This is a genomic window from Dyadobacter sp. HNCC25DJ187 (assembly GCF_056895255.1).
This window is the reverse complement of sequence record NZ_JBXHAT010000001.1, coordinates 781,772-794,484: the sequence shown is the minus strand read 5'-3', so window position 1 is coordinate 794,484 and position 12,713 is coordinate 781,772. Positions and strand designations below refer to the sequence as shown.

Annotated in this window: 12 protein-coding genes; 4 read left to right on the top strand and 8 right to left on the bottom strand. The window is 40.6% G+C overall.

Annotation, left to right across the window (positions count from 1 at the left end; all coding sequences use genetic code 11):
• Positions 1-51: 51 nt before the first annotated feature.
• Genes AC1XUE_RS03190 through AC1XUE_RS03180 form a run of 3 tightly spaced genes read left to right on the top strand, consistent with a single transcriptional unit; the run spans position 52 to position 1,924 of the window.
• On the top strand, positions 52-948 hold the full coding sequence (locus AC1XUE_RS03190; protein ID WP_483354483.1) for an EamA family transporter: 897 nt from the start codon (positions 52-54) through the stop codon (positions 946-948).
• Positions 949-970: 22 nt separating this feature from the next.
• Positions 971-1,429 carry a DinB family protein gene (locus AC1XUE_RS03185; protein ID WP_483354482.1) on the top strand — a complete coding sequence of 153 codons (459 nt, stop codon included), beginning with the start codon at positions 971-973 and terminating at the stop codon, positions 1,427-1,429.
• Between the two features lie 36 nt (positions 1,430-1,465).
• Positions 1,466-1,924 carry a GNAT family N-acetyltransferase gene (locus AC1XUE_RS03180; protein WP_483354481.1) on the top strand — a complete coding sequence of 153 codons (459 nt, stop codon included), beginning with the start codon at positions 1,466-1,468 and terminating at the stop codon, positions 1,922-1,924.
• A gap of 99 nt (positions 1,925-2,023) precedes the next feature.
• Here the strand turns inward: AC1XUE_RS03180 and AC1XUE_RS03175 are convergent, their stop codons facing one another.
• The 7 genes from AC1XUE_RS03175 to AC1XUE_RS03145 form a co-directional block, all read right to left on the bottom strand.
• A complete protein-coding gene (locus AC1XUE_RS03175) occupies positions 2,024-2,326 on the bottom strand; it encodes a hypothetical protein (protein ID WP_483354480.1) in 303 nt (100 codons plus the stop codon).
• Between the two features lie 4 nt (positions 2,327-2,330).
• Positions 2,331-3,095, bottom strand: a complete 765-nt coding sequence (locus AC1XUE_RS03170; protein ID WP_483354479.1) for a ParA family protein — start codon at positions 3,093-3,095, stop codon at positions 2,331-2,333.
• A 328-nt stretch (positions 3,096-3,423) separates the two neighbouring features.
• Entirely contained in the window at positions 3,424-4,677 is a 1,254-nt protein-coding gene (locus AC1XUE_RS03165; protein WP_483354478.1) for an MFS transporter, read from the bottom strand.
• A gap of 14 nt (positions 4,678-4,691) precedes the next feature.
• A complete protein-coding gene (locus AC1XUE_RS03160) occupies positions 4,692-6,176 on the bottom strand; it encodes an HsdM family class I SAM-dependent methyltransferase (protein ID WP_483354477.1) in 1,485 nt (494 codons plus the stop codon).
• A 954-nt stretch (positions 6,177-7,130) separates the two neighbouring features.
• Complete coding sequence (locus AC1XUE_RS03155; protein ID WP_483354476.1) at positions 7,131-8,147, bottom strand: hypothetical protein; 1,017 nt, start codon at positions 8,145-8,147, stop codon at positions 7,131-7,133.
• Between the two features lie 50 nt (positions 8,148-8,197).
• A complete protein-coding gene (locus tag AC1XUE_RS03150) occupies positions 8,198-9,211 on the bottom strand; it encodes a hypothetical protein (RefSeq protein WP_483354475.1) in 1,014 nt (337 codons plus the stop codon).
• Positions 9,212-9,224: 13 nt separating this feature from the next.
• Positions 9,225-9,902 carry a hypothetical protein gene (locus AC1XUE_RS03145; RefSeq protein ID WP_483354474.1) on the bottom strand — a complete coding sequence of 226 codons (678 nt, stop codon included), beginning with the start codon at positions 9,900-9,902 and terminating at the stop codon, positions 9,225-9,227.
• Between the two features lie 334 nt (positions 9,903-10,236).
• Here AC1XUE_RS03145 and AC1XUE_RS03140 point away from each other — a divergent pair, with 334 nt between their 5' ends.
• Positions 10,237-11,157: a sugar phosphate isomerase/epimerase family protein gene (locus AC1XUE_RS03140; protein WP_483354473.1), complete on the top strand. Its 921-nt coding sequence runs from the start codon at positions 10,237-10,239 to the stop codon at positions 11,155-11,157.
• Positions 11,158-11,279: 122 nt separating this feature from the next.
• On the opposite strand, the gene AC1XUE_RS03135 is transcribed toward AC1XUE_RS03140, so the two are convergent.
• Entirely contained in the window at positions 11,280-12,443 is a 1,164-nt protein-coding gene (locus AC1XUE_RS03135) for an MFS transporter (RefSeq protein ID WP_483354472.1), read from the bottom strand.
• Between the last annotated feature and the right edge of the window lie 270 nt (positions 12,444-12,713).

The following is a 12,713-nucleotide window of genomic DNA, read 5'->3' as shown; positions in this document are numbered from 1 at the left end:
TTTGTTTTTTTCAAAACTAATAGTTTTGCTGCAGAATTAAATGCATCACCAATGAGCAATACAGCGAAAGGATATGTCGCACTGGGTTTAGTTTGTTTTTTCTGGGGTACAACCTATCTGGCGGCACGCGTCGGCGTAGCGGGTTTCCCCGCACTTATCTTTATGGGGATTCGTAATGTTCTGGCAGGCTCTATACTTTTGGCATTTCTATTTTGCAGAGGAGCGGGTAAAAACTGGACCTGGGCTGATGCCCGCCTGCAAATTATACCAGGCCTTTGTATGATCACCTTCGGAACCGGCATTGTCGGCTGGTCCGTTCAGTTTATTCCCAGCGGATTGGCGGCCTTGCTCTGCTCACTCATTCCGGTTCTCACCATCATGATCAATCTGGTAGTTGAAAGGGATGAAAAAATTAACTGGCAAATTGTGGCTGGTATAGTTTTCGGATTCGGAGGAGTAAGCCTCATTTTCGGAGATAATCTTGACCTGGTCAATAAACCAGAAACATTGACAGGGATTACCGTTGTGCTCGTTTCAGTTGTATCCTGGTGTTTTGGGGGATTATATACAAGAAAGTACAGACCCCAATCCGATTCTTTTTTCAATGCCGGCGTACAGATGTTTGTCGGAGGGCTCGGTCTGTTTACACTTAGCGCACTTAACGAAGACTGGAGCGCACTTCCAACGATGAATGCCACCTCTTTTGCAGCGTTGGTTTATCTGATCTTCTTCGGATCTATTCTTGCATTTGCGTCATACCTGTATGCAATGTCAAAACTTCCGGCCGGGTTGGTTTCAATCTATGCCTATGTCAATCCGCTTGTAGCAATTACATTGGGCTTTATGATTTTGGGCGAAAAGATAACATGGTTTACTATTTTGGCATTTATAGTAACCATGATAGGCGTATACCTCGTAAGTTCAGGCTATAAATTACAGCGTAAGTAGGTATACTTTTAAATTGATCGTTATGACAAATCTGGAATACGCAGCTCTGTACAACAGAGAATTAAATAAATTAGTCAGTGAATTAAAGGCTTATCGAAATGATACCGAGTTGTGGGCTACTTTGCCAGGAACGATAAACTCCGGTGGTCATCTCATTCAGCATCTCATCGGAAACCTCAGAACCTACATAGGTCTCACGCTGGGCAATACGCCTTACATCAGAGATCGGGATGCCGAATTTGGCCAGCAAGTTTTTAACAGAGATAGTCTTTTCTCAGAATTGCAAGTCTTACAATCTGTCGTGGATCTTACTTTAAATGACTTGTCCGGGGAAGAATTGCAAAAGGAGTATCCACATGATGTCCTTTCATTATTCCAAAGGCAAACTGTAAGTATGATACTGGCACATCTGCTTAATCACCTGGGTTACCATTTGGGGCAGATCAATTATCACAGGCGTAGGGTTAGTCAAGCAAATTAAATAGGGGCGTCCCCCTTATAACAACATATTAATCACATGAAAATCGAAATACTTGATTATCAACCTGAGTATGCTACCTATTTTGAGAAAATTAACAAAGCTTGGCTGAGTGCTTATTTTTCAATCGAACCTATTGATCAATATGTTCTGGAAAATCCACAGGAAGCTATCCTTGACCATGGCGGAGCCATTTTGTTCGCCTCATCGGAGAAAGGCATTGTTGGCGTAGTCGCTTTGAAATATGTTGAGCCTGGTATTTACGAACTCACGAAAATGGGCGTTGATCATGATTCGCGGGGACAGGGTATAGGCAACCAGCTATGTGCCGGAGCTTTGTCAAAAGCAAGAGAACTAGGCGCAACCAAACTGGTACTATATTCCAACCGGGTACTTGCTAATGCCATTCACATTTACAGCAAACTAGGTTTTAAGGAAGTTGCGCTGGACGCGGTCTATAAAAGATCCGATATAAAAATGGAACTGAGCTTTATATAATCTGAAATAATCCCCGTTCGAAAATGGAATCAATCAATGGACTCCGTTTTCGAACAGGGCTCTGAATTTTATTCAGTGTGTGACTAGTGCTTGGCAGGGTTAGTCATTTGCATTTTTTGGCTTCCGGCCCACCTTGGTTTTATTTCGGATCTTATCAGGACGAGGACGAATTTCCTTGTTCTGGAAATATAGCTTCAAAGATTCAAGAATAATGTCCTTCTGAGTAAGACCTTCCCAATAACCATAATCCTTCATGTTTTCCATCAGGATATAGTCACAGTCGAATGTAACTTTGGTAGGAGCAGTGTCTACCACCTGTGATGGTATCTCTAGTTCCAGATCTTCCTGAACATCTGCCACAAGTGGAAGCGGTGCAAATTCAAATTTCCTTTCCTTAGCCATATTTTTAGTTAGTTATTCGTTCCAAAATTTCTTTGGTGAGTTTGTAGTAATCTTCGGCTCCGTTACTATTTGGAGCGTAGTCAAAAATGGTCTGTCCACTAGCCTGAGCTTCAGAAAGAGCGATGTTATCCCTGATAAAAGAATTCATGAATGAATCGCCTAATTGTTCCCTTGTGGCACTGATCAGTTCATGACTTATCTTCTTTCTTATTTTAGGATTATACCGTGTTGCGAAAACACCTCCCAAATTAGTACTCGGACTTATTTTTTTAATTTCAGCTGAGTATACCAAGAAGTTTCTCAAACCTTCATAACTCAAAAACTCCGCCTGAAGCGGCACATAATATTGATGACAGGAAACCAATGCCAAACGCGTATTTCCGTAAAGTGCCGGAGGGCAATCAATAATCACGAAATCGTAACGGTCCTTCACCTTTTCCAAGGCGATCCTCAGGTTGAACGGAAAAATAGGGGCAGACTTAATAGTATCCTCTCTATGTATCATTTCGGCCGACCCGGGTAGGATATCAATATCGCCTACTTTTTTGACTATCTCGTCAAATTCGTATTCGCCAGTAATAAAGGAGCCACTGTCTTTTTTTAATCCGGCGTGCGTAATACCGAAGCTCTTTGTCAAGCTTGCCTGTGCATCGAGATCAATGACAAGTACACGGGCATTTGCAAATTTGCTAAGTCCGGCGGCGATGCTTTGCGCGGAAGTGGTCTTTCCAACTCCTCCTTTGTTGTTGACAATACTTATGATTTTCATTTAAAAAGTATTATAAGTATAAAAAGTTAAATGTTTATTTAAAGATTGATATGTAAATAAACATAAAATAAATTTATGACTTATATATTTAAATAAAAAGTCCTAAAAGTTTATCACTGGTGTAAATGTAGTAAACTTTTAAAAAGTATTCTAAATATTAAAAGATAAAAATTAATATATTTTGTAATTCATTTATTATCAGTTGATTTGTTTCTGTATCATGTACAAGGATATTTTTATTTTTTCTCTTTTTGCTTGAACTTCAATAAAAAAAGCTTCCCGTGTAGGAAGCCTTTACATCGAGTTATTGAATCAAATAGTAAATTGATCAGTCTTTGTTTGTGATGCTGACATCTGCCAACAATTTGCTGGTGACGTACAGGTGGATCTGATACATCAACAGAACGGCAATGGCAACTGCGACAATAACTATGTTTCCTAACAGAGGATAATTTTCTATATAGCCTGTTGCTGTTTTATGCACAATCAGGCCAGCTAGCAGGGAAGCAACTCCGCCGGATATTTGCTGAACCGAAGAGTTGATACCCATAAAGGCGCCGCGATCTGATGCTTCCGGCACGGCCGTCATCAAAGAAGAAGCTGAGATCATGCGGCCTGTAATTCCAACGAAGAGAAATACATTTAATACAAGAATGATCCACAGAGGAGTAACGCCCAGATTACAATAAATGTAAGTCATAATCGCAGTTATAACAGATCCTATCACGAACATTTTGTATTTGCCGATTTTGTCGCTAAGGATTCCGATCAAGGGACTGAAGAAGAGCATGCATATACCGGTAACTGCATACAGTACAGGAAGTTGTTCTAAGGATATCCCTAGATTGTGAACTCCATAAGCACTCCCAAACGGCATGAGCATAAAACCGCCGGTAGCCAATAAGGTCGTTGCTAAAAATGCCTTACGGTAAGGACCCTTTTTAATTACTTTCCATAAGTGTAAAAATGGGCTCTCGCCGGTTTGGATTGCTAAGTGAGCCGTAATTGGCTTAAGATATAAAAATATAATTATTCCTATAATTGCACTAAGGCCAACAATCAATAAAAATGGAGCGTGCCAATTGAAAATCCCTGCCAGATACAAGCCGAGAGGAATGCCTAAAACCTGACTTGCGCCGAATGCAAGCTGCACAAACCCCATCACTCTGCCCCGAAATTCAAGAGCGAAAACGTCCGTAATAATGGCAAAACCAATGGAGCTTATTACTCCTCCGAAAATACCGGTAACGATTCGGGCAGCAAGTAAAGAGTAATAGTCCGGAGCCAGCCCGCATAGCAAAGTGCCAATTACAAAACCGGTGTAGAAAAATAAAAGCAACTTTTTTCGGTCAAATTTATCGGCAAATCCGGCGGCCAGTAAACCGGAAGCTCCGGCGCTAAAAGCATAAGCAGATACCACGAGCCCGAATTGCGCAGTGGAGATCGATAGCTCCGGCATTAAAATAGCTCCCAATGGTGATAAAACCATAAAATCCAGTACAACGGTGAACTGGATAAATGCGAGGATTGAAATAACAAAGTATTGGTAACCCGTAAAACCGGCCTTACTATTTTCTTTCATTCTGTTAAGTAGATTTATGAAGTTGTCAGATCTGCAACAAGGAAATTCTCTATCACTTTTTTATTATACCCTTTATAACCACCCTGAAAGTCCCGTCCGGCAACAGCTACGAAATCTGCCATACGCTGAGAATTAAGCTGTTGCAGAAGGGCATGGTAGTCACCGGAGAATTTCAAAAAGTAACCGGAATACACAGTGCATTCGGGATCATCGTATAATATGAAATTTGGGTATTTGTTGATAGGGGAGAAAATAATTTTCCGGCCGAAACAACTATCAAGCCCCTGAGACCGTCCGAAGGCATACCAGGCAATCTTATTTGCCTTGCCATTGTCTCGGTTTAAGAGTTCTGATTTCATGCTCAGAAGATACGTGTATGCTCTGGGGAAACGGGCTGACAGGGCCTGTTCAGGAATAATTTTATACTTACCTTTTTCATCTTTTTCGTATGGGAAAATGATCATCTCTGAAATCACATCCTCACTTGATTTCAATTTAGAGCCCTTAACAATTGACTTCAAAATGTCATTTTCTAAAAGAAGGTAATGCCCCGTTTTGGTAATTACCTCTGTAAACTTGGATCCTTTTATGAGTGGTTTTACCAGATAAATGTGGTCTGCAAGGGTGGAAAGTCCTATAGATATCTGGCATATATCCCCCAATCTGGTACCATTTATTTTCTGAGTTTGATCTACCGATAAATGCCACTGATTCGGATTTTCAATTTCACTGCAATGTATGTTTCGTCGCTTCGAAATATCATTCGGATCAATCAGCTCGTATAAAAACTCATTTTTGCAGGTATTTCCAAAAATAGTTATTGCTGCATAAGTCCCAGTATTTTCAAAAATCCGTTGCGTACCATAATTAGTGATTTGCCTCAGTACTTTACTTTCGCTAAAAAATGATCGAAGTGATTGCGCTGTTTGGGAAGTGAGAAAAGAATTTGATGTAACCAGGGCGCATACACCGCTCATTTTGAGCAAGCTATGTGCCAGTTGGAAGAAGGCAACATAGATATCAGTTGACCCTGTTTTACAAAAACTATAATGCTCCTGCACAAACTTACGTTGACCGGGTTCGACATTTTGAATGCGTACGTAAGGCGGATTTCCTACGATCAAATCATATTTTTTCTTAGCATTCAGTGCTCGTAATGCATCTTTTCTCTTGAGATTCCAATTGATTTCTATGGGTAATCCATCCAGTAAAGCATTCAAATTATCCCTGCACAACGCAATTGCGGAAGGGTCAATGTCCCAACCCTCAATACGTTCGAGCTTGTCTTTGAGTTTGTCTACTGCCGTAGTTTTAATGTAGTATTCAGCGATGGGAACGAGGAAACGGCCGTCTCCACAGGCTGGATCAAGTATGCTGACTCTTTCGGAATGCAGGGAATAAAATCCTGTATCCTGAAGCATTTTTTTTACTATAAATGATGGAGTATAAATCTGACCAAGAAGTTTTCGCTTCTCGAAAATGCGTGTTTTTGAGGCCATTCGCGTGTCGCAGAGTAGCTTGCGCCCACTATAATTTAAGGATGATCTGACTGTTAAGCGTCAAAGATACCGGTATAATTCAGTTTTATCAAATCACTTATGCTGAGCAGCAGGGCCGGCTGATCGTTTTGTTAAAATAGCAGGTGCAGTTTCAAAAATTCACTCTTCAGTTGTCTAAAAGTAAGATAAGTGATCAACAGGCTTATTCAGCTCAATGAGTTTCCAAGAGTTAATAGGCATCAGGCAAATTTTTATCTTGTAGAGCTTATCCGTAAACATCGAAGAACACGCAAGGATCTCAGATACTGAGTAAGTAGTAAAACTAATGTGAACGAATACTCCGCCATTAAGCAAGCACAGTTCTCGGATTTTCGCTTGTCCAGATTTATATACACTGACAGCAGTTCAGGATAATTTGCTGTACGCAAATCTAATTGACATTAAAATCCGTGTAAAGCCTATTATAATAGCACCAAATGGGAGGTAAGTTGTTATTTGTAAATATGTTATGTCAATTAACTACATTGAGCAGGCTTGCTTGTTGATGTAAGTAAGAAAAACGAAAATTGACTAAAAACATGAGTCAACAGCGACAAATCCTGTTTTTAACCATGATTAGTGAATGCATCATAAAAATGATGGAGAATCAGAGCAGGATGATGTTAAACGTATTAGATGCTTCACCTTATAATAGGGCAGAGATGAATTTCTAACCTAACGGTTCATACATCCGCAATATGTCGGACCAGATATTGCATCTTAGAGTTTAATAGATTAAGCTAAATAATCCGATTACAAATGGCAATCGTGTGGTATCGTGTGCAGGTAAGAATGTTGGTGAATAGAGTTACTATGAAGAGGTCACATCTGTATCACAGAAGAGAGAATGAAGAAGGGAAATTTAATTATTGTATATTTCAACAATAATAAATTCCCCCCAACTGATTGTACCTTTTAAAGTCCTAATAAAAACCCAATAGTGAAATTAGCATCCCAGTCAAACACGAACTGTTCACAGCCAGTCGCATCGGATATAGATTTATAAATGTTAATCCCTGCTTTTGACTTGGCATTTGTTAATTTATTATATGCAACTGGAGGGCTAAGAGTTGTAAATCTTTCTTTTCCTTTTCTAACCTCTTTTGCCATCTCGAAAGGAACACCTCCTATGATAAAACAAGTTTTTCTAAGATTGGAGGGTACCTGTTTTGCTTGCGCATTTACTTCCTGATATACCTTTGTGTCATCAGTACCATTTTGGAAATACTTTGCACCATAAGTCTCAATAGCATTAATTTTTGAGTCATTCATCCAGGACACCTTCGTGTTTCCTGAGCCGATATCTACAACGAATGCTTTGTTGACATACTCCTGAGGAAGTACAGATTTCAATGCAAGTTGTCCTTCCTGTTCAGGAGTTACCTGATTGACAACATAGTTGAGAGATTTCAAAGCCTTGGTGATCTTCTGTGTCACATCTGCTTTAGCTGCACCAGAACTTACGACAAAATGTATTTCACGAGGGCCGACACCATAATCGAGCATAGTTCCGATGTATTTTTTTAATCCGATCCTCACATCCTCGTCAGTAGCCATATTTTCTGTAACCAGACTATTTCCGAATTCGGCCTTTTCTAAACTCCACCTCTTTTGATTATCCACTTTAATAATAAAGGAATTGAAACCACTCGCGCCTAGCTCAACCACTCCTTTGAGTTTCCCGTCGATAGGTGCAGGCGGTGTGTAATTAAACGATCCCTGACGATTGTCGGTAGCTGTATTGTCGGGGCCGGCGCTGGAAGAGGCAGTTTCATTATCAGCAGTGGTAGCTTCGGTTAATGGCGACTGCGCTCTTTCAACCGCCATGTTGTCCATTACTTCCTGGCCACCAAGATATTTATAGCCCAGGAATATAGCTCCCAGTATCAATGCTGTTATTAATAAGCGACCTGCCACAGTTAGTCTTTTCATATTTATAAATGTTAATTATTGGTTTATTTAAGTAAATTTAAATAGTTAAATTAGTCCAGCAGCCCTTTGTATCCTGATTCCTTAGGAACGTCAACGTTTCTGGGAGTGGGACTTGGTGCATCCAGCTGAATTAGTTTAAATTCTCCATGATTGTAAGCTTCGAGCATCGCCTGGCCCTTATCTGAGAGTAGCCCGTTTTGAACATCAACGCCGTTTATAAAGTCCATGGAAAGATCCATTGCTCTTTTCATTTCCCCCAGCTTCTGACTCATGTCGTCCTGGATATATTCCATAGATTCGTCGAAATAGAATTTCTTGTCGGGATTTCCTTTAAATATGCTTACCGCAGTTCTAAGCGCGTTGGAGCTTTCTTTAACAATTCTGTATTCAGCTTCTTTCAGTTTAACCTTTATTTCTGTCTCTTTAATAATGTAATCTGCGCTTTTGTTCACCTTTTCCATGAATTCCAGCACCGTTTTCATATTGCGCTGCAGAGGGAAAAGTTTTTCGTTCATTTCTTGTAAGCCAGCCCCCTCAATGGTGGCAAGAGATGCAACCTCTTTCATCCCCGGGCGATCAAGCATGGTTCCTGCCTTGTTAGCTTCGGCAAATTTCTGCTTAATCTGTTCATTGTTCTGATTGATATTTTTATTCAGTTTGATTAATTGTCCCGCTAGTGTATCAATCTGTCCCTGCATTTTTTGACGTTTCTCTTTGAGATCATCAATGTAAATTTTCATGATAGCAATAGGATCCAGTTTGATCACAATCCCCGTTATTTTCCGCATCAGCGTTTTGAAGAGAAAGAAAACGGCAGTACGTACGTCTTTACTTGTAAAGAGAAAGATTAAGACGGCTAAGGCAGCCATCAGAAAACCGAGATACAGTGTGTTTTGTGTAACTTCAATAAGGAAAACTGCAATTTGATTCCAAAAATACAAGGCTGCCGCGCCTGCTGCTCCCATAAAGAGTAAGGAGGTGACGCCTTCGGGTTTGCTCCAATAGGATCGTCGGGAGGCATCCTCCTGTGGACCGCCAATCTGACTAAAATCTGGTGTTGCCATTTGATAGATAGGTTTATTTTAAGTACGTGTTAATATGATTTAAATCTGCATTAATTTGATCAATAAAAGTGAGGTAGGTTTGTTCAAAACTTTCCCGGTTTTGGTTTATACGCGCACTTTGTTCTGTTATTTCTCCTGAAATCTGGCCAAGACGATTGTTATTATCATCAATTTTCTTTTGTAATTCACTGATCTGCTGACTCATAACAGTGTTTCCGTCCTGAAGTTTCTTGTGCTCATCCCGCAGAGACCCCACGCGGTCATTAAGCGCTTTCTCCGCATCTTTGAGAAAAGCTGAGCGGTCTTTTTCCAAAGCCAACAGATAGTGATTAGCAGATGTGGTCAGGATGCTGGTGTTATTTTGGCCAGCCATAGCTTTGAAGCTTGCCCACGCAGCCTGGAACTGTTTTTCTTTAGATAGTTCGAGGTGATCCATGCTTTTTAGAGCTTGTTTGTACTCAAAATAATCAGGGCCAGGCAAGTTGACCTTTTCCAAAAGCTTGACAAAGTGTTCAATAAATTTTTGCTTTTCGTCTTTCGCAATTTCTGTTGTTGGTTTTAGGGTAATAGCCGGAGTCGGCGCGGCTGTTACACTCTTGTCAGGAGCGGACATCATTTTTGCTGACTTCTCTTCTTCCTTGATGAAAAAACTGAGAATTTTTTTGCCGAAACCTGGTTCAGAATCATTCATAGTTGCCGTAAAGTGTTTAGATCCAATCAATATCTTATCTCAATATTAGCGAATTATCAAGGATAATAACGCGCGGCTTAGTTACAGATGGTACAGGGCAGGGATGAAATGTCGTAGGATGTGATGAGTATTGTTGGAGCTATTCGAAAATGCGTCTTTTTAACCCTTTGGATACATTGTAGTCGTATTTATTGATAATAGTCAGTGATTTTTATCAGCACTTTTGACATATTGCACTGTGTATTGCTTCTGTATTCATAAATATGATGTTGGGGCGTACGTAAATATGGCGCATACCCGTATCGTGATTTAGTATTCATTATCCACTTTTCTTATGCTTAAATTAGGTTTTAATAGTGCTATACTGCCGGATTTCAGTTTTGAACATGTTATAAGATTTGCCGGAAATCATGGGTTTTCCTGTGTCGAGTTGATGTGCTGGCCATCTGACAATAGTGATAGCCGCAGGTATGCCGGGGTGACGCATATTGATGTCAGGTCGCTGACAGAGAAAAGAATATCGGAAATAAAGTATACACTCAAAGAGGCGAATGTTTCCATTTCTGCTCTGGGTTACTATCCTAATCCATTGGATCCCACACCGGGGCGATCAGAATTTTATATCGAGCATATCAAGGAGGTGATCCGTGCGGCTTACAAGCTGGACGTACCGGTGGTGACCACATTTATAGGCCGCGACTCTTCCAAAAGTATTAAGGATAATCTGGCATTGTTCGCTGATGTATGGCCATCGGTCATCAAGGTGGCTGAAGAATATCAGATCAAAGTAGCAATTGAGAACTGTCCGATGTTTTTCACAGACGATGAGTGGCCGGGAGGGAAGAATCTGGCGATCAGCCCGGCGGTGTGGGATAAAATGTTCGAAATCATTCCAAATCCGTTGTTCGGTCTAAATTATGACCCCTCGCATATGATCTGGCAAATGATGGATGAGATTAAACCTATCTATCAATACAAAGACAGGCTACATCATATTCACCTGAAAGATGTTAAGGTGTATAAAGATAAGTTGGATAGGGCGGGGATTATGGCCAATCCATTGGAATATCATTCACCCAAACTTCCAGGCCTTGGCGATGTCGACTGGAGGGGTTTTTTCGCGGCACTAACTGATGTCAGGTACCGGGGACCTGTGGTAATAGAAGTGGAGGATAAGGCGTACGAGGGTAATGTTACGGATGTTACCACGGCCATACTTACAAGCCGTAATTATGTAAAACAATTTTTGGGTTAATACCGCAAAGATCCAGTTCATTGTCGATGGTTAGTAATATAACAGTGTTAGATATATGTGATTTGTTACAAAAAAAGGACATTCACCATGAATGTCCTTTTTTTATATAGATCTAGTGGTAATTATTTGATCAGTCTCGCTTTTGCGGAAAGGATGGTAGTCAGAGAGGCTAATACCCCTACAATAGCAAATGAGAACCGCAGATCGGCAAACTGAGCAACGATTCCGATTAACGGCGGTCCGATAAGAAAACCAATAAAACTGATGGACGAAACAGCTGCCAGTGCCATACTCGCTGACATCGTTGTGGATTTACCGGCAGCACTATACACAAGTGGAACAACGGATGAAACACCAAAACCTACGAGTAAAAAGCCTAATGTTGCAGTGATCAGATAGGGAAACAATACGGCTATTGCGAGACCGAGGCCCATACACATGCCACTGATCTGCAGCATTTTTTTGCGACCAAGCCGATTAGCCAACCAGTCTCCTGCAAAACGGCCGCCGGTCATAGTTCCCATAAATGCTACGTATCCTAAGGTTGTCATAGATGCAGGAACATGAACTGCCTCTTGGAAATAAACGCCGCTCCAGTCGAACATAGCTCCTTCGCAAACCATGGCACAAAAACCGATCAAACCAAGCGTAAGCAGATCCCGGTCCGGTTTTACAAACATAGGCTGAGAATCTCCTTCCTGCTTTTCGCCGTCAGGCATAGTATGTTTGTAGGCAGTGAAAATGATACCAAGTGCAATTACGGCTATAATGCTAAAGTGCAAATGAGGTGGTAAGCTGATAGAAATAAAAAGTGATCCTACCATTGCACTGACAAATCCTGCCAAACTCCACAAACCGTGAAAGGATGCCATAATCGATTTACCATATACTTGCTCGACTGCGACAGCTTGTGTATTGACAGCTATATTTGTAAGGTTTCCCCAAAGTCCGAATGCGAATAATGCAATAACGAGCTGCTCAGTTCTTGTAACAAATCCAATAAAGACAAGTGTAATTGCATAAAGAACAGCCCCGATCAATACCATTTTTTTACTTCCATAATTGGTAACCACCCATCCTGAAATTGGAAGACTTGCCATGAGTCCGAGAGGCAGTGCCAGAAGTACTGTTCCGAGGCCGCCTTCGGTCAGGTGTAACATGTTTTTGATGTCCGGAATTCGGCTGGCCCATGCCGCGAAACTTAATCCCTGAACAAAGAAAAATGCTGCGACGGCAAGTCGTAGATATTTTCTGGAGTCAGAAGGTGCTAATATTGAATAATTCATAGGAGTTATAATGATTCCTGTATGTGGTGATGGTGTTAATTCTAAATAAATTGATATGACTTTTTCCAGATTCTGGTATTCTCTGCTTGTCTGGTTATCAGACTAAACTAAGATTTTGGTATTCTCAGTTGCAAAATTAACATATTGTCAAATAATTAAATTCAAGTTAATTGTACTTTTTCAATAAAGTAAGAAAGTACTTGTTGTATATTTTCAAGAAAGACATCAATTGTAGAAAAAGAAGAATCAAAATCACTGCAAAAGGCATAA